The 23161-nt window shown below is 38.5% G+C and carries 13 protein-coding genes; 6 read left to right on the forward strand and 7 right to left on the reverse strand.

The genetic code is table 11. From position 1 onward, the window contains the following. Nucleotides 1-87 precede the first annotated feature (87 nt). Nucleotides 88-3309 (reverse strand): S41 family peptidase, encoded by a 3222-nt coding sequence (locus tag FRZ67_RS16965; protein WP_147191437.1) that lies wholly within the window; start codon nucleotides 3307-3309, stop codon nucleotides 88-90. Between the two features lie 17 nt (nucleotides 3310-3326). On the opposite strand from FRZ67_RS16965, the gene FRZ67_RS16970 reads away from it, so the two are divergent. The 4 genes from FRZ67_RS16970 to FRZ67_RS16985 all read left to right on the forward strand — a co-directional run bounded on the left by FRZ67_RS16970 (nucleotide 3327) and on the right by FRZ67_RS16985 (nucleotide 9657). Then, the gene (locus tag FRZ67_RS16970; RefSeq protein ID WP_147191439.1) at nucleotides 3327-3602 is read left to right on the forward strand and encodes a hypothetical protein; all 276 of its coding nucleotides are present in this window, start codon (nucleotides 3327-3329) and stop codon (nucleotides 3600-3602) included. Nucleotides 3603-3739: 137 nt separating this feature from the next. Next, on the forward strand, nucleotides 3740-5827 hold the full coding sequence (locus tag FRZ67_RS16975; RefSeq protein ID WP_147191441.1) for a sensor histidine kinase: 2088 nt from the start codon (nucleotides 3740-3742) through the stop codon (nucleotides 5825-5827). Between the two features lie 205 nt (nucleotides 5828-6032). Beyond that, complete coding sequence (locus tag FRZ67_RS16980; protein ID WP_147191443.1) at nucleotides 6033-8201, forward strand: hypothetical protein; 2169 nt, start codon at nucleotides 6033-6035, stop codon at nucleotides 8199-8201. After that, nucleotides 8194-9657 carry a hypothetical protein gene (locus FRZ67_RS16985; RefSeq protein ID WP_147191445.1) on the forward strand — a complete coding sequence of 488 codons (1464 nt, stop codon included), beginning with the start codon at nucleotides 8194-8196 and terminating at the stop codon, nucleotides 9655-9657. Before FRZ67_RS16980 ends, FRZ67_RS16985 begins: the two co-directional genes overlap by 8 nt. 189 nt (nucleotides 9658-9846) lie before the next feature. Here the strand turns inward: FRZ67_RS16985 and FRZ67_RS16990 are convergent, their stop codons facing one another. From FRZ67_RS16990 to nirB, 6 genes are all read right to left on the reverse strand, one after another. Next, nucleotides 9847-11325 (reverse strand): rubredoxin, encoded by a 1479-nt coding sequence (locus FRZ67_RS16990; protein WP_147191447.1) that lies wholly within the window; start codon nucleotides 11323-11325, stop codon nucleotides 9847-9849. Between the two features lie 160 nt (nucleotides 11326-11485). Then, a complete protein-coding gene (locus FRZ67_RS16995; protein ID WP_147191449.1) occupies nucleotides 11486-15040 on the reverse strand; it encodes a nitrate reductase in 3555 nt (1184 codons plus the stop codon). A gap of 253 nt (nucleotides 15041-15293) precedes the next feature. After that, on the reverse strand, nucleotides 15294-16601 hold the full coding sequence (locus FRZ67_RS17000; protein WP_192903880.1) for a NarK family nitrate/nitrite MFS transporter: 1308 nt from the start codon (nucleotides 16599-16601) through the stop codon (nucleotides 15294-15296). 81 nt (nucleotides 16602-16682) lie between these two features. Then, entirely contained in the window at nucleotides 16683-18032 is a 1350-nt protein-coding gene (locus FRZ67_RS17005) for an alginate export family protein (protein ID WP_225975377.1), read from the reverse strand. Between the two features lie 75 nt (nucleotides 18033-18107). Then, the gene (nirD, locus tag FRZ67_RS17010) at nucleotides 18108-18488 is read right to left on the reverse strand and encodes a nitrite reductase small subunit NirD (RefSeq protein ID WP_147191451.1); all 381 of its coding nucleotides are present in this window, start codon (nucleotides 18486-18488) and stop codon (nucleotides 18108-18110) included. A gap of 183 nt (nucleotides 18489-18671) precedes the next feature. Further along, complete coding sequence (gene nirB, locus FRZ67_RS17015; RefSeq protein ID WP_147191453.1) at nucleotides 18672-21176, reverse strand: nitrite reductase large subunit NirB; 2505 nt, start codon at nucleotides 21174-21176, stop codon at nucleotides 18672-18674. Nucleotides 21177-21368: 192 nt separating this feature from the next. Here nirB and cobA point away from each other — a divergent pair, with 192 nt between their 5' ends. Then, complete coding sequence (cobA, locus tag FRZ67_RS17020; RefSeq protein ID WP_147191454.1) at nucleotides 21369-22154, forward strand: uroporphyrinogen-III C-methyltransferase; 786 nt, start codon at nucleotides 21369-21371, stop codon at nucleotides 22152-22154. A 315-nt stretch (nucleotides 22155-22469) separates the two neighbouring features. After that, nucleotides 22470-23153: a Crp/Fnr family transcriptional regulator gene (locus FRZ67_RS17025; RefSeq protein ID WP_147191456.1), complete on the forward strand. Its 684-nt coding sequence runs from the start codon at nucleotides 22470-22472 to the stop codon at nucleotides 23151-23153. Nucleotides 23154-23161: the final 8 nt, after the last annotated feature.

The following is a 23161-nucleotide window of genomic DNA, read 5'->3' on the forward strand; positions in this document are numbered from 1 at the left end:
TTCAATTGCTACTTAGAAAACTAAAAGTACAAGTGTGCGACGCAAGAACCGATGCCATGAAATACTAAAGCTTAGTACATAAAAATTTTACTTTATCTCTTTCATTAATTCATTAACTGCGGCCTCGAGTTGCTGGTCTTGTCCTTTGCTTACTTTATCGTATTCGTTCATGAGTTGTATGTCTGGTACGGTCTGGTGATTTTCTAAATAGCCGCCGGTGGTTACACTTTTTACACCCATTGGCGGTACACCCCAACGCATACTTTCGTCCTGCAACGTTTCCCAGGCTGCAAAAGTGCATGTGCCCGGAACCGGCATGCCCACCAGCTTTCCGAGCTTGAGATCTTCGTAACTGAACGCAAAGCAATGACCATCGCTGTAGTTGCTTTCATTGGCAAGCGCAATGCTTGGCTTGGTCCAGCGGAAACTTGGTTCGTAATACCAAACGCGGCTATCGCTTGTATTTACAAGATATGTTTTGCCGCTGAGGAACATGGCGAGATCGCTTACAAGATCACCACCACCATTGTTGCGTGTGTCAACAACCAGCGCTTTTTTATCTGCAAATTTTCCAAGCACATCTCCGAACATATTGCGGTATGCATAATCGTTCATGCCGGGAATATGCACATAACCAAGCGTGCCATTGCTGAGTTTCGCAACTTCATCTTCGTTGCGTTTTACCCAACGTTTGTAGAGCAGTGTATTTTGCTCTCCAAGAGAAATTGGTTTGATGGTATATTCTTTTTTGCTTTTATCTGCAGGATTGGTAACAGAGATCAATACATTTTTTCCTGCTTTGCGATTTAGGAATTGTGCGAGGTCTTTATCTGCGGTAATTGTTTCTCCATCTATCTGTTCAATGATCATTCCGGGTTTTATGCTGAGACCGGCTTTATCAAGCGGACCATCTTTTATAACTTCTACGATCTTTACACCATCGCCTTTGTAGGCATTATCATAGAATGCACCAAGCGCTGCTGTTGCATCCCCGTTAGGATCATTTTTGAAATAAGATGCACCGCAATGTGATACATTTAATTCGCCAAGCATCTCGCTCATCAGTTCTGCAAAATCATAATTATCGCCGATGGAGGGAAGAAATTTCCTGTAGTTGTTACCGAGCCAATCCCAATCTGCACCATGATAACCCGAAGTATAAAATGTTTCTTTTGTTCTGCGCCATACATGCTCAAACATAAAGGCACGTTCTTTGGCAACATCAAGCGTCATTTCACTTTTTATTTTTACGCCATCTGCTTTGCCGCTCGAAGGATCAATTTTGCTAATGCTGCCATTTGCATTCACGAAAATATTTTTCTGCTCTTTATCCCATTGTATAGATCCGTAATCTGCATTTAGCGATGACAGGATTTTTGTTTCTTTTGTTTTAAGATCTGTTGTCCAGAGATTATAACCATCTTCAAACTTTGCGAGATAATATAAGCTTGTTCCATCTTTTGAAACAAGCGCATCGGCAATATCTGCAGAAGCAATGGTAAGTTTTACTTTGCGTAATTGCAGTCCATCCCAATCAATAAGAACAGTATCTCTTTTTTCTACTTTCTTTTTTGTAGTGTCAGCTTTTGCTGCTTCGTCTTCTTTATCTTTTAATAATGCCGCTTCATCTTTACTAAGTTTAAACTTATCAAACGCATCCTGTGTAAAGAACATGGCATATACGTCATACTGCGAACCACCACTGTTGGCACGGCTTTTCAAGCCTTCGCGATCGCTGAACCATAGCATCATTTTACCACCCATTGCCCATTTGGGAGATACATCACTAAAACCACTTTGTGTAAGATTGGTAATCTTGCCTTTTCCATCAGCAGCTATTAAACCTACTTCACTGTAAGAAGTTCCTTCGGGTGAATATTGAACAAGCAGCCATTTACTATCAGGGCTCCATTGAAAGTATTGATCGTTATCGCCCATACTCACCAACTCTTTTGGAGTAAGCAGTGTGCGCACCTGTTTACTTGCGATGTTGTATATCTTCAATGTGTTCCTGTTCTCGATGAATGCAATTTCTTTTCCATCCGGGGAATATGCAGGTTCATAATTTTCTTTATCGTTTACAATGATGGGTGTTTCTTTTAGAAGTGTGGAAGCATAGAAATATAATTCATCCTTGCGCTGCATTTCTGTCTGATAAATTTTCCAGCTATTATCGCGTTCGCTGGCATACAACAAAGATTTACCATCAGGCGAAAAACTTACACTGGTTTCCTGTTCGGGAGTGTTGGTAATTCTTTTAGTTGTGCTGCCTTCAACAGATGTTGTAAATACTTCTCCACGAAAAATAAACGCTACTTCCTTTCCATTTGGTGAAACTGCTAACTCTTTTACATTACCACTTACCTGCAAAATTTTTTCATTGTTGTATTTATCATCTGTTGCAATCGTGATGTTTAATTTTTGAGCTTCGCCGCTGCCTTTTGTATAGATGTCTCCGTTCTGACTAAAGCACAACGTGCCATCATTTGCAATACTTAGGAAACGAACAGGATTCGTTTTAAAATTTGTAACGGCTTTTGCAGATGAAGGATCATTCAACTGCATAGTGTAAATATTGAAGCTGCCACTGGCTTCAGTTAAATAATACATTGATTTTTCATCACCCGTAAAAACAGGGTTCCTGTCTTCACCTGCAAATGTGGTTATCTTTGTGTGCTTACCTGTTACTGCGTCATAGATCCATATATCTCTTGCAACAGATGATGTATGATGTTTGCGTAATGGATTTTCCTGTCCTTTTCTATCTTCATAGATCATGGTGTTGCCATTCTTGCTAAACCTTACATTTTCCGCAGGCGTTGTAAGTATTTGCTCTACACGACCGCCATTTACAGAAACTTTATACAACTCCTGCATGTAACCTGAAGGAAACTGCCTGTTATCTGCAGCGTCCATTCTTGCAGCACCGAAGATTACATATTTGTCATCTGGACTAAAATCATAAGGTACTTCGCCAACGGAATAATAAGTCAAACGTTTTGGCTCGCCACCGGTTGTGGGCATCAGAAAAATATCAAAGTTGCCATAACGATCACTTGCAAATGCAATCCATTTTCCATCGTGACTCCACACCGGCATAAAATCGTGGGCTTCGTGCAAAGTTAATGGCAGTGCAGCTCCACCGGTTGACGACACTTTATAGAGATCGCCTTTGTATTCGAATACAATTGTTTTCCCATCTGGCGAAATGGATGGATAGCGAAGCCATGTTGCTGCGTTGCCTTGCGCAAAAGAAACAGATGAAATTGCAAAAAGCAAGGTTGCGGTTAGTATGGTAATTGTTCTCATGTTTAAATAAATAGATTTTGAAGATAATATTTACAGGCGATATTTTATGGTTGTGTTTTATGAAGAGTATTCTTTTGTTACCGGCTGCAGTTTACATAGCATCGCCTGTTGCGTCGCACACTTGTACGCTCGGAAAAAAGAAGCGACAAGGAAATGAGGCAACAGGCAAAGAGGCAACAGGCAAAGAGGCAACAGGCAAAGAGATTTATGATTGTTCATTATTCACTGTTCACTCTTCATTTACATTCATGAGTACAAGTGTGCGACGCAAGAAAAGCCGACCCTGGTTTTAAAGCCTGGTCAATAAAGACATCATTCTTAATTGCTATGGCATAATCAATGTTCCAACAAATAATTTTTATATCCAGATAAATATTATTACTTTAGGTAATGCGACTGTATTTTCCCCCCTTTTCAAACTTTAGGCAAAATGGCTTGTAAGTTTGCTATTTCTTGTTTGTTTAGTTGCTTGTTCTTTTTTTCGAAAGCACAAACCAGTATAACTTCTATTACAGGCACGGATAAAATAACTGTAGTTACAAATGGCCTTTTTTACGCTGATACTTCTTGCTCACTGAATTTTGAACAGGTAAGCGTTCCCGGCTTTTCAAAATATTTTCATCAGGGGAATCTTGAGCAAGCCGCCGTTGAAGATAATGTCAATTGTTATTGGGTAAAGTTTGAGTTACAAAATAATTCGAATAACAATAACGAATGGCTTATTGAGTATGACAAATGGAAATCTGTTGAAATGTACATCGTCGACAGTGCTTCCGGGGTTTTAAAAAAAATAACCGGGCATACTATTCCTTTTGATAAAAAGGATTTTAAACTGGCAAATAGAAATCTTATTGATATAAGGATAAACAATGCTCAGTCAAGAGAAATTTATGTAAAGCTTACAACAGGCTATGATTATATGCAAAGGCCTGATGATCTTTCATGCGCTGTGTATTCCAAATCATCAATTTTAGATTACCAGGAAGGAGTTATTAGTATCATCTATTTTTTTTCTGGTATTTACGTGGTAATGTTGCTGTACAACTTATTTGTCTTTTACTCTATAAAAGAAAAAAGTTACCTCTATTACCTGTACCTTATTTTTTTCTCCCTGTTTGCGATTTGGGAAAATACAGGTTACACTGTTCAGATATTTCGGAGTGTTTCAGAATTTCCTTCGTGGATAACAAATTTTGATTTGGTAAGCTCTTCTCTGTTTGGCATAGCCATCCTGTTATTTACAAGAAGTTTTCTTCAAACAAAAACATATTCGCCTGTAACAGATAAAATATTCAGCTTCATAATGGTGGCATTGGTGCTTGTACTAATACCTGCCTTATTTGGTTATTCTTTTGTTGCAACAAATATTTCCGGATTATTAGGTATGCTGACATCTGCGATAACCTTAATAGCAGCCATAAGGAGCTACAAACAAAGGTATCCATCATCAGGTATTTTTCTATTGGCTAATGGCATATTCATGATAAGCATTTTTGTTTATTTATCATTAGCTATTTTTAAAATGGACCAGGGTTTTCTATTTAATTTCTCAATACCAATTGGTTCTGCTATTCAAATTGTGTTATTTTCTTTTGCTTTGGGAAACAGGATCAATGTTTTGAAAAGACAAAATGACGAAAGCCAGCAAAAAATAATTGAGCAATTAAAACTATATGGGGAATTACAGGATAAAGCCAACCGTGAACTTGAACAAAAAGTAGAAGAAAGAACAAAAGAGCTAAAAGACTCCCAGCAACAATTAATACAACAGGAAAAGCTTGCATCGTTAGGAGAAGTAACGGCGGGCGTAGCACATGAGATTCAAAATCCACTCAATTTCATTAAGAATTTTTCCGAATTGAATACAGATCTTATAATGGAATTGCAGGAAGAACTTAATTCAGAGAATATAGCAGCAGCAAAAGAAATCTCAGGAGATATCAAGTGTAATTCAGAAAAAATATTGTCTCATGGCATAAGAGTAGATTCAATTGTAAAAGGCATGTTGCAGCACACACGTGCAAATTCCAGTCAAAAAGAAATGGTGGAATTAAACATGATGTGTGATGAATATGTTGGCCTTTCTTTTCACGGTTTGAGAGCAAAGGATAAAAACTTCAATGCTAAAATTGTCAAAAATTATGATGCCGGTATTGGTAATGTAAATATTAACCGGCAGGATATAGGAAGAGTATTGCTCAACCTCTTAAATAATGCATTTTATGCAGTTAATGAAAAGCAATTAGTAGCACTTAATGAATATTTCCCTATTGTAACAATTAGCACAACAAAAAATACAGATACTTTTCAAATTTCTATTCAGGATAATGGCCCTGGGATACCACAAAAAATATTAAATAAAATATTTCAGCCATTCTTTACTACTAAACCTACCGGCAAAGGAACAGGGCTTGGTCTTTCCATCAGTTACGAAATTGTAAAAGAACATAATGGACAATTGACAGTAAATACAAAAGAAGGAAGTTTTACAGAATTTGTCATTACGATTCCCCTGTAAAAATTTACTGACATTATTACCCATTTCTTATCCATTGAAAAATCAAATGTAGTAATGTTTTTGTGAGAGATATTTTGTACCCGGCTTCAGTTCTTTATTCAACTGCGGTTGCGTCGCACTCTTGTACTTTATGATCATTATTCAGCGGTTGAAGTTTTATTTAAAAATTTTACTTAATAATAATCACCACTTAAACCTATAACACATGAGCCAGTTTGATTTTCCCAGGATAAATTTTCATGGGCAAGCCTTTCTAGATACTCCGACTGCAAATAATGGGTACATCCCCAATGTTATACTTTTTAACCAGAGTGAATCAGGTGTATTTGTACCGCCCTGGATCACTTTTGATCCTACAAAAATAACAGCGCCGACTGGCTCAAACCCTCAGCCTGTTCCAGGCAGTAATGGAACCCAGGATTATATTTACCCATTAGGCGTTACAGGAGATAACTTTCAGCAATGGTGCACTACCCCGTTAGGAACATTCTCTACAGATTCAGGTTATGAGCAGTTTTACCAGGCTGTTGGCAACTATGGAATGAATCCCGGTTACTGGAATTATTATGGCGATATAAGCATGGCATTAGATAATGTTGTTGTTACAGGCATAACTGTGCCGGACACTAATAACAATAATGTACCTGTAACATATTCAGCCGATAATATAGATCTGTGTCCCGAAGATCTTTCTATTCTGATAGGCGCAGAGTTATCTTTCAATTCAGATTATTTTACAAAGGGTTCGCGTACTACAGCATTCCTTTGTGATGTAGATTCTGAAGGACAATTATGTACACAAATTTTTTACGGACAAGCCGGTTTGTATAAATCAATAAATGGTAGCAACATAACCTTTTTTAAAGGGCACCCTGTGAAGTCTACCGTCCATTTCATGAATCTTTTTCGCGTATTAAATTATGCGAATATCGTTCCCATGGGTGGCTCTGCCAGTTTTTATACAACGATAGAAGATGACAGTAGTAACAACTTAACGCAATTATTTTCCAAATATGGAAACGGAGCTGTAAATGGCATCTTTATAAAGATACTTATTCATGAAGTACATGAGGTTCGCGACCCTGATTACAGCAATATGCCAATTGCAGATGTTACGACAGTTAGCGGTAATAAAGTGCAAATACCAAAAAACCCGGCAAAAGTTTCGATTACAGGTTCCATAACTCCATGGAGTAATGGAGATATGAAAACAACATCAATTTCCAGGATATTAAAAAATGCACCATCTGCAACTGTTGCAATTAACAGCAATGGCATAGATAATCCAATACCGCAAGGCGCCAACGGTCCACTTGGAATTCCTTCAGCAGTTAATCTTGCACCTGTTCCTTTTATTGTTAATGCCTCCCTCAATCTTATTTCGCTTGATCTTTCCAATATGTTGCATGAATATGGAGCGAATCCGGGAACTATGCCACCGTATTCAGGCAATGGTGATATTCCACCTTACCAGGATTTTATAAATTATAATTATGGAACTTTCAATCTTATGTTTCAACCTGATGCAGGTGGAAGCCCGTCAAATATTGGAAGTATAACTTATGCAGACAATTACAACATGCAGCAATTTATTAACACTGCAGGAATGGTGGATATTTCTCTTCCATCGGGGGATTATAGCACCGGATATTTTTACCTCAGTTTAAATAATATAAATTTTTTAACGGAAGATGATCTGTATATAATTACTGATCAGCAAGGCATTTACGCAGAGCAGAATCAAACACCTCCTGGTTTATATATGTCCGATGGTTTACCCAGAATTCCATGTACTCTAAGAGTTTTTTCACGAGGCGTTCCCGTAAGCAACCTTACTCCGGCTTCAACGACGGTCCAGGGTGTTAATCTTTCAACTATGAACGTTACCAATACAAACATTCAGGTTTTTGACGGGCTTCAATATACTTTTCCGGTAGACCAGGAAGGTTGCATTACTTATCTGTTTCCTACTAATTCCAATGAAAAATTTCCAACAGCCTTCTCCCTACCGGCTTTTGCATATTTGGCAATGAATACTTCCCTTATTGTTTGCAGGGTTTTATCTGAAGAGCCGCAATTAGCGCCATATCTAAGCGGACAAGAGCCTATCACATGGGAAGTTGTTTTTACGAATGTTTTACAATTATATAAAACAGTTTATCCCATCATGGATATCGTGTTGCCAATTAACGAGCAAACATGGAGCGATCCTTTTATTCAAAAGAAAATTCTTATGCTTACTGATGAAAGTAATTGGAATCAACCGTTGTTTATGCCAATTACAAGAGACATGTCTGCTACGCAAAGACAATTGTTGCAAATGTGGATTAAACAATCACAGCAATTAAAAAAGCAAACTACTCATTATGAATAAATCACTTTTTTCAATCGTAATTATTTTATTCCTCTCTGCGTGTTTTTGCAGTTGTAATAATCCATCATCTCAAAAAAAAGAAAGCGTAAAGAAGAAAATGGATATTAAGATGATGTCTGTTAAGAAAGCTACAGACACAAGCCAATACTTGCCTGCTACTTTTTACTATAGCCTTGAACCGTCTATACTTAATTGCAGGATTCCAGCTTTGCAGTCTTTTGTATTTGGCCAGTATAATGGTTTATGGATTTTTATTGGAGGAGAAAAGAAGGGGTTTCATGGTACTGACAATGACCCTCCACCATTTAGATCAAAAGTTGCTAATGATTCAATTTGGGTTATTGATATAAATCATCAGCAAAGCTGGAGCATCGCCGTTCCCTCTTCTTTGAGTGCTATATTATCTGCCACCAATTCTGCATATTGCCAGGTTGGTAATCTTCTATATCTGTGTGGTGGTTTTACAAAGAGTAACCCTGCAGCACCCAACTTCAACTACACCTCAAATATTTTTCTGGAAATTGATCTGAGTGCACTGGTGAGCTACGTTCAAAATGGGGGAAACGCATCACTCAGTAGTGTAATTACAAAACAAATACAAGACCCTTTTGTACAAGTAACCGGCGGCGCGCTTGTTTATAACAATGGATTTTTTTATTTAATAGGCGGGCAAAATTATAGCACTACTTATAATTCAGGCACTACAGGAGCCTATACTAATGCTATACGCAAATTTACTTTACAGCAGCAACAAAGCACATGGGTTATAAGTGATACAGCTTCGCTTATAGACACAGTTAACCTGCACCGGAGAGATATGAATGTTGTGCCTGGTCCCCCGGGCAATGACCAGGGTGTTATTTTATACGGTGGTGTTTTTACAAAAAAAGATGAAGCTTTTCGAAATGCAGTTTTTATAAATGGTCTGTCAACTGGCAACCCTTCAATTATGGTAGATTCTATGCAGCAGAATGTTAACCAATATTCTTGTGCCACTGCTACTTTTTCTGATAGCTCATTTTCTGTTTCCGCAACTTCTTTTTTTGGCGGTATTACTTACAAAATGTTTGATAAAAGTTCAGGTAAGCTTGTTGTTGGAGACCATGGCGTACCAATGCCTTTCTCAAATATTGCTTCTACAATTGTTACTGGCGGAGGAATAAATAACTCCCTGGAATTTATTCAAATACCACCCAATTCGCCTTTACTTCCCGGGTTTATTGGTGCCAATGCGATCTTTATTCCTGTGCAACAATTTGCGTTGGCAGGAAACCCTATGATATTGGATGTAAATAAAATAAATGCGGACAGTACATTACAAAGTATGGTTGGTTATATTTTCGGAGGTATCGTTTCAATGGGACCAACTTCTGGTACAACACCAAAAGGATTTGTGCCTACATATGCTAATCCAATTGTGTACCAGGTCTATCTTAATTTTCCGGGTGTCCATTAGTTTTAAATTATGCATTAAATAGGATGATATAATAAAGAGTGAATGTGCAGGAGCTTAGTTAGTTTATTTTAAGCATAAAACGCAGCGGAAACTAAAATGCAGATAACACTGAATAAAGTTCAGAAAGCACACGAGTGCGACGCAACGAAAGCTTAATATTTATTCTTAAGCCCGGCTCAAAAAAAAATATTATACTGCTATTGACAAATTACTTTCTTCTACTTCGATAAAATCTTGTTTGCCTGCATCACATAATGGGCAAGTATATGCAGCAGGAAGACTATCAAATGGGGTGCCTGCTGCAATGTTATTTTCTGCATCGCCTTGCTGTTCATCGTATATTGTAAAGCAGTGTTTGCATTGATGAACCATTTTCACTGACTTAGCTGTTACAGCGGGTGGGACTGGTTGTTTACCGGCGCTTTGCAATACATGCCTTTTACTTTCCTGCTCATAAAACATTTTGCAAAGCGAAACAAGATAAGTGCCTATATGATCTTTCTCAACACCGTCTCTATAGATAATGAGCTCGCCTGAATTGGGATTAAAATCTGGATTGTATAAAATATCAAAGCGTTCCAATGATTTTAATTTATGTGGGTTTTTATTTTGCTGTTTACGAATAATAACAGAACCAAACATACTCGATGAAGCATATATCTGTACTGCAAAACTTAAACCATACGTACGTACATCTTCTTTATCAAAATAACGAATGATATGCCGTTTTAAGATCAATCCTTCTTCTCCGGTATCACCCACCTGCCAGTTCAATTCATTTGCAGCATGACGCACATTAATGCGATACTTGCCTAGCACGCGATCCCATAAAATCCTGTTTGTTTGTTCAATACCTTTTACAATAATGCTCTTCCATGGCGTTGTGTACAATTGCCCAATTTTTGTTTCAAGACAGATCTCACAAACATCCAATAAAAAGGAAACAGGAAATAATTCATCTCTTCTGTAAATGCCCAGCCAATAATGATTGTCCATTTTATTGAAGCCTTCGTAATAAGGCAAATAAAATTTTGGTAACAGCAATTCTGTTTCTGGTTGCTTGCCAATGTAACTGTGTTGTGCTTTAAAATCTGCAAACAATTTTTTACCATCCGCATTGGCATTTGCATAAAATGTTTCTTTATCCTGCAATAGCAAGGCTTCAATTTGTTTTGAAACCTGCGCCACATCGTTGGTGTAGATCAATTCGGGCCAGCAATACACCTTATGTGTTTTGGGAAAACGGATATATAAATACCAGTAATGAATATTTGGAGAAGCGATCCAGTTGATATGCCCTGTAAAGAATGGAACAAAACTCTGGCTGCTGTCGCACACATTTATTTTTAGTTGCGGAGTATAATCCAATGAGTAGAAAATATCTTTATACACGCCTTCTTTTAACCATGTGTCTGTAGTAAAAATATTCGCAGCAGGGTAGGAGCTTACAATATTGGGAAGCACTTCACCAGCTTTATAAAATTGAATATTTTTTTCAGCGCATAATTTATTAAACAGTGAAGTGTGTTTTGCAGGTACTTCCATTTTAAGTTGTTGCCTGCGACCAACACTTACGTCTCCCACACCACATGCAGCAGCTATTTCAAGAATATCTTTTAGATATCCCGGTGAAACAATGCCTCCTGTAAAATTGATCGTTATTGTCATGATTTTTTATTTTATGCACCAGACTGCATTGCTAATATCACCACTTCTTGCGTCGCACACTTGTACTTTCGGTATGTTTGCTCAACAATGATTTAGCAGTGCAAGTGAGTGACACAACAATGCATATTTGAAACTTAAAAGCCGGTTATCCAAAAATTATTTAAGCTCTTATCGTTTTCAAAACATTTTCATTCTCTGCTCTTGAAAGCTCTTTTTCCAATATCGCCTGTACTTCTGGTCTGCAACTGCCGCAACCCATACCGGCACCTGCAGCCTGACACAATGTTCTCAACTCTGTACAACCTTCATTGATCTTATGGATGATATTTCCTTCGCCAACATTTCCGCAAGAACAAACAAGTTTGCCAATAACAGGCTCAGCTTTTTTACCAGAACGTAACAACTCCAAACGCTTTTCGGATAATTCAATTTTATTGCTGATGAGATCTTTGAATTCTAAGAACTCTGTTTTATCACCAATCAATATTGCACCAACCAAACGGTCATTATGAATAATACATTTTTTGTAATAGCGTTTTGCTTTATCAATGAAAACTACTTCTTCATAAGCAGGATCATTTACAGGTGCATCTGGTATACCAAGTGAACACAATTCTGTGCCATGCATTTTTAAAATATTCATCAATAAAGACCCTTCGTAATAGTGTGCAATATCGCCGCTTAAATGTCTTGCAACAATCTCTGCCTGCTGTTCTGCAGCAGCAGTTATGCCATATAAGAATCCTTTGAACTCTGCTATTTCACCAATAGCATAAATGTCAGGGTCATTTGTAAGTAGATATTCATTCACTACAACACCGCGTTTACATTCAATACCACAAGCCCTTGCCAGTTCTATATTTGGTGTAGTGCCGATTGCAATAACGATTGCCTGGCAATTTATTTCCTGTCCACTTTTTAGACGAACGCCTGCTACTTTTTCTTTGCCAAGAAAGCGTTCTATCTCATCATCGTAAAAAATATCGATGCCTTTATCTGTAAGCTCTTCATGCAAGAGCTGACTTCCTAAAATATCTAGCTGTCGATCCATTAATCTTGAGATACGCTGCACAATGCAAACCCCAACATTCACTTCTCTTAACGATGCGGCGAGTTCAATACCAAGCAAACCGCCGCCAACGATCAACACTTTTTCTTTTGAAGGATCGACATGATGTTTAAAATTATCTGCATCAATCCTGCTGCGCATGGTAAAAATGCCATTCATATCAGGGACATCTCTCAACATCGTTGCGCGGCTGCCTGTTGCTAATAATAATACATCGTAGGAATGTGTTTTGCCTTTGCTATCAATAACAGTTTTATTTTTTCTGTCTATGTTTTCAATACTTACACCGCGATGCAATTTGATATTGAAATCGAATTCTTCTTCGTCTTTCATTTTTACCAGTTGGAGCCATTCCTGTGCACCACTTATATAATCAGGCAACATTACACGATTGTAAAAAGGAAAATTTTCTTTGCTGAAAATTTCAATTTCATCTTCTGTGTTTAATGCGCGGTAACTTTTTACAAAGCCAAATGCACCTGCACCTGCACCAATCACAATAATTTTTTGTTTTGCTTTTTTATATCGCTTTACCTGTACTGCTGAAAATTTGAAATCAGGTTCTTTAGAAATTGGGTCAACAAGATTATTGGTAAGATTATTTGCACGATTGAGATCGTTGTTCAATATTTTCCCCCAGTGCATTGGCAGAAATATAACACCGGGTTTTATATCGGTAGAAAGATTTGCTTTTACTCTTACTTTTCCTCTGCCATTAAATATTTCAACCAGGTCGTATTCATTAATATTTCTCCTCTCTGCATCATCAGGATGTATCTCAAGAAATGCATTAGAGATGTGTTGTTTCAATTTATTTATTTTTCCTGTTTTGCTCATAGTATGCCACTGGTCACGAATGCGGCCAGTGGTTAGTGTGAGAGGCAAATCTTCGTTAGTAGCCTCAGATTGATTGCTGTCATCAACAGCATGTATAATTGCTTTCTTTGATTGCGTATAAAATTTTTTGTCAGCAAATAATCTTTCCGTACCAAAGAAGTTGTCATCATCGTCCCTTGCGGGAGACGATGATGGGAAGGGCCATTGCACACCGCGCTTCTCTTTCAACACTTCATGACTTAAACCACTGATATCAATATTTGTTCCTTCTGTTAATTTGCAATGCTCTGCATAAATTTCGGCTACATTGTTATAATCAAAGCCATGATAACCCATTTTCTTTGCAAACCTGCAAATGATCTCTGCATCTGGTAGTGCTTCTCCCGGCGCATCAACAATTTTATTTAAATAAGAAATTCTTCTTTCTGCATTGGTCATGGTACCTTCTTTCTCTGCCCAAGCAGCAGCAGGCAGAACAACGTCTGCATATGGCAATGTTTCTGGTTTGTTGCTTATCTCCTGCACCACTACAAACTTTGCTTTTTTCAATGCAGCTTCTGCCATGCGTGCATCAGGTAAACTTGTCAAAGGATTCGTGCATATGATCCATATTGCTTTCAATCTTCCATCATTTAATGCTTCAAACATTTCTGTTGCGGTGTAACCGGGCTTTGCAGAAATATTTGTCCCGCCCCAGAATGTTTGTACAAAATTTCTGTCCGCTTCTTTTGAAAGATCCCTGTGCGCAGGTAATATGTTTGCCATGCCACCGGCTTCACGACCACCCATTGCATTGGGCTGACCGGTTAATGAAAATGGTCCGCTGCCCGGCTTACCAATATGACCTGTAATTAAATTGAGATTGATGAGTGAAAGATTTTTATTTACACCAACCACACTTTGATTCAACCCCATCGTCCACATGGTAATAAAACCTTTGGCATTACCGATGTATGACGCTGCTTCTCTTATCGCAGCTTCAGGAATATCACAGATCAAGGCAGCTTCTGCAATACTGCGCCGCATTACTTTTTTACTGTACGCATCAAAACCTTCTGTATGATTTTTTATAAAGGAAAAATCAATATCGCCATTTTCAATCAACACTCTGCCGATAGCATGATGCAACACAATATCAGTTCCTGGCTTTATTTGAAGATGTACATTTGCATTAGCACAGGTTTGTGTTTTGCGCGGATCACTTACGATAATTTTTAAGTTGGGATTCTTTGCTCTTGCTGCTTCCACTCTTCTCCAGATAATCGGGTGACACCATGCAGGATTGGCGCCAGCTACAAAAATGCAATCTGCTTCTTCAATATCATCATAACAAACAGGTACACTGTCTTCACCTAAACTCATTTTGTAGGCAGCAACTGCACTGCTCATGCACAGCCTCGAATTCGTATCAATATTATTACTGCCGATAAAACCCTTTATAAGTTTATTCACCACATAGTATTCTTCTGTTAAACATTGCCCCGATGCATAGAATGCAACACTATCCGGTCCATATTTTTCGATCAATGTTTTAAAGACCGCAGCGGTTCTTTCCAATGCCACATCCCATGAAACCCTTTGTCGCTGCATGTTTTTGCTATATCGCATTTCAGGATACAACAACCGATCACTTTGATCCATTACCGTATAATGCAGGTTCATGCCTTTACTGCAAAGCATGCCTTTATTTACCGGATGATCTTTATCTCCTTCCACATGCAACCTGCCATTGCGATCTTTATTTACCACAATACCGCAACCAACACCGCAATAGCAACAAGTCGTTTTATATGATGTTGAATTACTCATTTATTTTTTATTGACCAACTGTTGATACTTTATTCATCGCCTGTTGTGTCACTCACTTGTGCTGTGGAGCTGCGAGCAGCGAGCTTTGAGCTTCGAGCATTCTCTTTTTGCTCGTGGCTCGCAGCTAATAGCTCATGGCTGTTTTTCAGTACAAGAGTGCGACGCAACGAAAGCTTCATGCTTATTCTTCACCCTGGCGCATAAAAATTTTCTTCGTTTTCAAATTTTCAAATCACCACATCTTCAAATTGAACTACGCTGCTGCAAATTCAGTTTCTGCTTCCACCGCTTCTATTACTTTCGCTTTCTGATATCTTGTAACGAACACAATTCCGGAAACTGTCATAACGACGAAACCTATATAGGTAAAGGCTTGTACGTAAGTGATGGTTTCGCTTTTGAATAGAAAACCAAACAACATACCACCAACATTTCCCCCTGCACCAACGATGCCTGCAACAAGCCCAACATTTTTTTCATTTACAAAAGGAACTATTGCGTACGTAGTTCCATTTGCCATTTTTAGAAAGAGCGCAAATGATAACATCGTTACAATTGCCATTGCAAGATTGCCTGATTGCGCAAACAACAAGAGGCAAATACCTTCAAGTAGCAACACACATGCGAGTAACAAACCTTTTCCTTTCATGCCATATTTGTTACCAACTTTATCCGCGAAGATGCCACCAAGTGCACGTGCAAAAATGTTCATGAAACCAAACACTCCAGCCCATAAACCTGCACTTGATTGAGAGAGTTTGAACGTGTCTACAAAATGCAATGCGGCAACATTGTCAAAAGTTATTTCCATACCAAAACAAACCGCATAAGCCAACGCAAGGCTCCAGATACGCCAGTCTTTCAAAATAGTATAGTCAGTTTTTGTTTTTGTTGCTTTTGTTCTTCCGATCTCATCATAGTTTCCTGCGGGAGTATCTTTTGTAAACTTGTAATACACAAAAGCCATAACGAGTAATAACACTCCAGGAAGTATCATAGCATAACGCCATGCTTCTGATTTTGTATAACCAGCACCAACGATAGCCGCAAAGATCAATGGCATTAACATATTGGTGATGCCTCCACCAAGATTACCCCAACCACCTGCAACAGCATTTGCAGTGCCTTTGATCGTTGGCGCAAACATCATTGATGTATGAAACTGCGTGATAACAAATGATGCGCCGATAATGCCAATTGCCAAACGGAATAAAAGAAATGTTGTGTAATCATGCGCAAGTCCAACACCCATTACAGGTATAGCCCCGATCAATAATAATGCTGTGTAAGTTTTTCGTGGTCCCCAGGTATCGCAGAGTTTACCAATTAATAAACGTGCAATGATCGTTGCAGAAACTGCAGCAATGATCGTGTTACCAACTTCTGCTTTTGTTAAGTTGAGATCTGCACGGATAGTTGGCATTAATGGTGCAATGCCAAACCAGCCAAAAAAGCATACAAAAAATGTTAGCCATGTTATATGGAACGTGCGCATCTGCACACCTTTGCCTTTAAAGATGCTGAGTTTTTCGAGTGGCGTATTTATAATATTTGCAGACATTGTGGTAAGTTTTGAATGTGTTTAAATTATTTAAACATATGGCGGGCAACCGTTAGAGTACACATGAGAAGCTGATCGTATTTATTTTAAAAGAAACTCGGGCTTTATATTGATCTGTAAATAAGCCCAGTTACTTTGAAGGTTTGCGTTGGTTACATTCTTAACCGTTGGTGACGCAATAAGCGATGTGCCAAAGTAATGAGCATAACCTGCTTCAAAGCCAATCATTTTTGTTAAGCTGTAAACACCAACTAAGTCAACTTCCTGTCCAAGACTTTTTTTGTCTGTTCCACTTATACTTGCTGCACTGCTGAACTGGTGAATATCTGTAGCTAATTGAAATTTATCCGACGGTTTGTATTTTGCTTTTGCGTAGTAATCAACAAGACCACCTTTACCAAAACCACTTGCGGCATAGAAATAATCCATAAAACCTGCAAACTTATGTGGCGTGCCATAGAGCGGATCGAATGTGTGGCTTGTGGTTCCATTGCTACCGCCGCTATAATAATCAACACCCCCACCTGCATTGAATTTATTACTGAATAAATATTGTGCACTACCACTTAATAAATAACTGCTCAACTCTTGCCCTGTTGATGTTTTACCAAACTGGTAATAAGCAGATGCTGTTGTAGCAATTTTATTAAACGTGTTGTTGAAATAAACACCTGTTGTAAATCTTGCCCATGTTCCTGTTTCAAAAATTTTTGCATTCAGTGAATCACTGTGATATTTACTGAATTGGTCTGCAAGAAATAAGAATGACGCGTTGCCTTGTTCTAGTTTCTTACCTGCATACAACATCTGCATGCTTTTATACATCGTGCCGCCATTTGTTGATGCAGTATAATTTCCCGGAGGTGTGCTGTTATAAATTGTACCTGATGCGTTTTCTCTATTCTGGTTAAATGCAAATGCAGTATGTAATAAATAACCATTCTTTGTTTCGTATTTCAACAATGCGGCATCATGTCTGCGACCTTGTTGCAGCCAATCCAGTTTGCCAACCAATCTTTCATCATCATAAGAAAGTTCCTGGCGACCAATTTTTAAACTGAATGTTTTATTTTTTACTATTGTATCTGTTAATAAAATTTCTGCCCATGCTTCGTGAAGCATTAAGGCATTGTTATCTGCAGTCGTAGTTTTATTTATTGTTGAAACGTCTTGTCCCCATACACGTACATCCTGCGCCGTTACTCCAAATTTTATTCTATACATATTGTAGTTCAAAGAAAGTCTTGTACGCTGCGATGTAAACAATGCAGCTTTTGCATCTTTTGGAAGCGGTGCACCTTGCCCATCTCTGAATTCTGTTCGCGTTCGCAATTGACCCGATAACGTTAGCTGCGCCTCTGCCTGGTGCAGCATACCAAAACATGCCGTTAGACACAGCGCTATTTTGGTAAAAGATTTTTTCCTGTACATTTGATTTGGTTTTAAAGTGATCAACTATTGTTTTGAAACCTGCCCGGTTAGGCTGCCACCTTCCGGGCTTCTTTTTTAAACTAAGGCTTCTTCAAATCCCTCATCCTTTGTGATGCCTATGAACACTATGTTGTGCTCAACTTTTACAGGATAAGTTTTAATGCTGCATTCATCACCGCTAAGGCATTCACCTGTAGCAAGCGAGAATGTTTTTTTGTGAAATGGACAGGCAATCTTAGGTTCTCCGTTTTGAGAGCCGAGCATTCCGCGGCTCAGTGCCATTTGCCGACGATGCGGACACATGTTTTGTGTTGCATACCATTCATCGCGCCGTGTAAAATGAAACAATGCAATCTGCTGGTCTTTATATTTTACGCACACGCCACCATTTGCAGGAACATCATGTGTTTTACATGCAGGAAACCAGGTAATATTTTCTGTGATAGTTGTATTCATAAAAGATGTTTTTATTTTAGGTACTTAACTTTTTGTTCTTTGGTCATCGCCTGTTGTGTCACTCACTTCAACGTTCAGATCATTATTGAACCAGAAGTACAAGAGTGCGACGCAACGATGTTTAATATTTGTTCAATTGGTTTGGCTCATAATTATTATTCATTGTTTACTGTTCTTTGTTCACTACTTCCATTCTTTTGCTTTCTTCTGCTCTCTCATTTCATCAAACTGTATTGTAGGATCTTTTTCTTCGGGAGCATTTACAAAATGATTAAAGCGCTTACGCAATTCAGGTGTTTCAACAACTTCTTTCCATTCGCATTTATAACTATCAACCAGTGATTGCATTTCTGTTTCGAGTTCGTTAGCAATACCAAGGCTATCGTTGATAACGACATTGCGTAAGTAATCAATGCCACCTTCCATTTTGTTGAGCCATGTTGCAGTACGCGTTAACGGATCTGCTGTCTTAATATAGAACATGAGAAAACGATCGATGTATTTGATGCATGTTTCGCTATCAAGATCTGTTGCGAGTAACAATGCATGTTGTGGTTTGCTGCCGCCATTGCCGCACACGTAAAGATTCCATCCCTTCTCTGTTGCGATGATGCCGAAGTCTTTACTTTGTGCTTCGGCGCATTCACGAATGCAACCACTAACAGCAGATTTTATTTTATGCGGTGCACGAAGACCACGATAACGTTCTTCGATTTGAATAGCAAAACTTACACTATCGTGCAAACCAAAACGACACCAGGTAGAACCAACGCAACTCTTCACAGTACGCAATGCCTTGCCATAAGCATGACCGCTTTCAAAACCTGCATCAATAAGTTCCTTCCATATTTCGGGAAGATCGTTTACATGCGCGCCAAACATATCTATGCGCTGTCCGCCGGTGATCTTTGTGTAGAGATTATATTTCTTCGCAACCTGACCGATTACGATTAATTTATCGGGAGTTATTTCTCCGCCGGGAATTCGTGGCACTACGGAATATGTGCCACCTTTTTGTATGTTAGCGAGATAACGGTCGTTGCTGTCTTGTGCAGTGTCATTACCTTTCTTCAGGATCATTTCATTCCACAAACTCGCCATGATAGAACTGATAGCAGGCTTGCATATTTCGCAACCATCTCCATGACCGATCCCGTTTAATGCATCATCATAAGATTTGATCTGCCTCATCTTTATAAGATCGTATAACTCCTGGCGTGAGTAATTGAAGTGTTCGCACAAAATATTACGTACATATTTTCCTTGTGCTTTCATGGTGTGCAGCATCAGGTCTTTCAACATGGGAACACAACCACCGCAGCCGGTTCCGGCTTTGGTGCACTTCTTTATCGTATCAACTGTTTCGCAATTCTTTTCACTCACTGCATTGCAGATATCAGCTTTAGTTACACTTTCACAACTACAGATCAATGCATCATCAGGAAGACTTAATATTCCTGCACCACCTTCACTTTCGCTGCCGCCCCTTGAGCCAAGAATTATATATTCCGGATTTGGTGGCAGTACTACTTTGTTCTTGCATGTTTGTAATAACATATTGTATTGCTCTGCATCGCCAACAAGTACACCACCTAATAACTGTTTACCGTCTTTGGAAATGTTGATGCGTTTGTAAATGCCTTTGATCTTGTCCTCAAAAACTATAGTGTGGCATTCATTTCCTGAAACAAAGGGATCTCCAAAGCTTGCAACATCAACACCAATCAGTTTTAGTTTGGTGCTCATGTCGTAACCGGTAAATATTTTGTTGCCACCGATAATATTTGAAACAACTACATCAGCCATTTCATAACCGGGTGCGACAAGACCATAAATCATATTATTATATAAGGCACATTCACCAATAGCAAAAATGTTTGCATCGTTTGTCTGCATGTGTTCGTTAACAACAATACCACCGCGTGGACCAACTGTGAGTCCACATTGTTTTGCAAGCTCGTCTCGCGGTTTAATGCCCGCAGAGATCACCAACATATCTACATCTATATATGTATCATCTGAGAATTGCATTGCTGCAATCGATTCATCGCCGAGAATAGCAGAAGTGTTTTTACTGGTAAAAATTTTTAATCCAAGCTCTTCGAGTTTTGCCTTGAGCATATAGGAACCAGCATCGTCAACCTGGCGTGGCATTAGTCGAGGCGCAAACTCAATAACATGTGTGTCGGTAACACCGAGATCAATCATTGCTTTAGCGGCTTCGAGACCAAGTAAGCCTCCACCGATGACTGCACCTTTCTTTGCTTTTCTTGCATGTGCAGTCATCATTTCCAGGTCTTCTATAGTACGATAAATGAATACTCCTTTTTTATCCGTACCCGGAATAGGTGGGACAAATGCAGAAGAACCTGTGGCTAAAATGAGATAGTCGTAAGTAACTGCGAGACCAGTGTGGGAGTGAACTGTTTTGGTTTGCCTTTTTATAGATGTTATAGGATCGCCGAGGCGCAACGTAATGTTATGCGACGCATACCATTCTGGGGGCGCCATTGTAAGGTCTTCGGCTGATTTACCCGCAAAGTACTCGCTTAGATGAACCCTGTCATAAGCCGGGCGATTTTCCTCGCCGAATACTGTTATTTCAAATTCGTTTGAATTTGCTTTGGCTACAAGCTTTTCACAGAATTTGTAGCCTACCATACCATTCCCGACAATTACTATTTTCATTTAACCTGCCATTTAAATGATGAATCGAATTATCGGCAAACAATCGTATTTATAATATTTATATGTATGTGAAAAACCTAAAAGCAATCACTATATGATATATTAAATATTATTTATGTCATAAAATTATGAAAATAGTTTTAAATTTGAGTATTAAAATAATGACTTAAATAAAATAATTATTTTTATAATATGAAAAAATCAATTTTAAGTTTAGTAGGAGCGGGTCCGGGAGATGCAGAATTGATCACATTAAAAGCAATTAATATACTAAAGCAGGCAGACGTAATATTATATGATGCCCTTGCAAACGAATCGTTGCTGGAATATGTATCACCTAAGGCAATAAAACAGTTTGTTGGCAAGCGTTATGGATGCCATGCGTTATCACAATCAGAGATCAATCATCTTATAATTGAATATGCTTTTTCGCACGGGCATGTTGTGCGGTTAAAGGGTGGAGATCCTTTTGTGTTTGGCAGGGCACAGGAAGAAATAGATGCTGCGAGAGCCGCAGGTATTGAAGTGCAAATTATTCCTGGCATATCAAGCGCAATTGCAGTTCCTGCTTCACAGATGATTCCCCTTACTTGCCGCGGTATCAACGAAAGTTTTTGGATAACAACAGGCACAACTATGTCGGGAGAAATTTCGAAAGATATTCATCTTGCCGCGCAGTCATCTGCAACAGTTATTATTCTTATGGCAATGAGCAAGCTCGAAGCTATCATGGATATTTTTGCAGCGCATGGCAAAAAAGAAACGCCTGTCGCTATTATTCAGGATGGCACAACCAACAAAGAAAAGATAGTGATCGGTAAGGTAAGAGATATTGCATTTAAAGCGCAACACGCTGGTCTTGGTAATCCTGCAATTATTATGGTAGGAGAGGTGGTTAATTTGCATCCTTCACAACTAGCGCAAAAGGTTTCAATGAATACAAATAACTATAGCAATGTATTTGTTAATAAGAAGTAGAAATATTATGAGCCCGGTTGTATTGCTTATGGCATCACCTCTTGCGTCGCACGCTTGTACGTTCTGAACAATTATCTATCAGCAGGTTACCCATCTGCTTTAAAAGTCTCCGTCAACCATACTCTTACCATAAACCTAACAGGTCTTTAAGACCTATTAGGTTTGATCACTTCATTTACTGTTTTACAATTATATTGCATTAAGTTATGTTGAATAAGTTTGAATCTTCTCTCATCTTGCTCAATAAAGTTCCAAACGTACAAGTGAGTGACACAAGGAAAGCATCATAGTAGCTATATTGCCGAAACCAAAAATATGAAAGAAAGTAAAAAACATTGTGATCTTGAAAGCTGCATGATGTGCAGGCTTTGTATAAAAGAATGGAAGCCTGCAATGGAAGCCAACCGTAAAAATTTTCACTATAAGAAAGGTGAATTACTTTTTAAAGAGGGCGAGGAATTGAAAGGTGTTTATTTTATAAATGAAGGAACGGTGAAAGTGCACAAGCAATGGGGCGATAAAGAACTAATACTGCGTTTTGCAAGAAAAGGCGCTATAGCAGGGCATCGTGGGTTGGGTGGCGATATGCTGTATTCCGTATCTGCAACAGCTTTGGAGCCGGTTAATGTTTGTTATGTAGATCTTGATTTTTTTAAATCGACGATGAAAGTGAATCATGACTTTATGTATGAGCTCATGATGTTTTTTGCAAGTGAATTAAAAGAATCAGAACGAAACATGCGCAACCTGGTACATATGCCGGTGAAAGGTCGCATAGCGCAGGCATTGTTTACCTTGAAAGAAAAGTTTGGCGTGAAAGAAGATGGATCAATAGATATTGAATTAAGTCGCCAGGATTTTGCATCATTTGTTGGAACAACTTATGAAACTGTTTTCAGGATGCTTAATGAATTGTTAGAAGATAAATTGCTGAAAGTTGATGGTAAAAATATTACAATTCTTGATAGAGAAAAACTAATGGAGCTTACTAAACATTGATCGTAATA

The organism is Panacibacter ginsenosidivorans (assembly GCF_007971225.1).
Classification (GTDB): domain Bacteria; phylum Bacteroidota; class Bacteroidia; order Chitinophagales; family Chitinophagaceae; genus Panacibacter; species Panacibacter ginsenosidivorans.

Excerpts from the sequence above, each read along its gene's own strand:
- FRZ67_RS16990 (WP_147191447.1), bottom strand. The coding sequence starts at position 11,325 with ATGACAATAACGATCAATTTTACAGGAGGCATTGTTTCACCGGGATAT.
- nirB (WP_147191453.1), bottom strand. The coding sequence starts at position 21,176 with ATGAAAATAGTAATTGTCGGGAATGGTATGGTAGGCTACAAATTCTGT.
- FRZ67_RS16985 (WP_147191445.1), top strand. The coding sequence starts at position 8,194 with ATGAATAAATCACTTTTTTCAATCGTAATTATTTTATTCCTCTCTGCG.
- FRZ67_RS16965 (WP_147191437.1), bottom strand. The coding sequence starts at position 3,309 with ATGAGAACAATTACCATACTAACCGCAACCTTGCTTTTTGCAATTTCA.
- FRZ67_RS17000 (WP_192903880.1), bottom strand. The coding sequence starts at position 16,601 with ATGTCTGCAAATATTATAAATACGCCACTCGAAAAACTCAGCATCTTT.
- cobA (WP_147191454.1), top strand. The coding sequence starts at position 21,369 with ATGAAAAAATCAATTTTAAGTTTAGTAGGAGCGGGTCCGGGAGATGCA.
- FRZ67_RS17025 (WP_147191456.1), top strand. The coding sequence starts at position 22,470 with ATGAAAGAAAGTAAAAAACATTGTGATCTTGAAAGCTGCATGATGTGC.
- FRZ67_RS17005 (WP_225975377.1), bottom strand. The coding sequence starts at position 18,032 with ATGTACAGGAAAAAATCTTTTACCAAAATAGCGCTGTGTCTAACGGCA.
- FRZ67_RS16975 (WP_147191441.1), top strand. The coding sequence starts at position 3,740 with ATGGCTTGTAAGTTTGCTATTTCTTGTTTGTTTAGTTGCTTGTTCTTT.
- FRZ67_RS16995 (WP_147191449.1), bottom strand. The coding sequence starts at position 15,040 with ATGAGTAATTCAACATCATATAAAACGACTTGTTGCTATTGCGGTGTT.
- nirD (WP_147191451.1), bottom strand. The coding sequence starts at position 18,488 with ATGAATACAACTATCACAGAAAATATTACCTGGTTTCCTGCATGTAAA.
- FRZ67_RS16980 (WP_147191443.1), top strand. The coding sequence starts at position 6,033 with ATGAGCCAGTTTGATTTTCCCAGGATAAATTTTCATGGGCAAGCCTTT.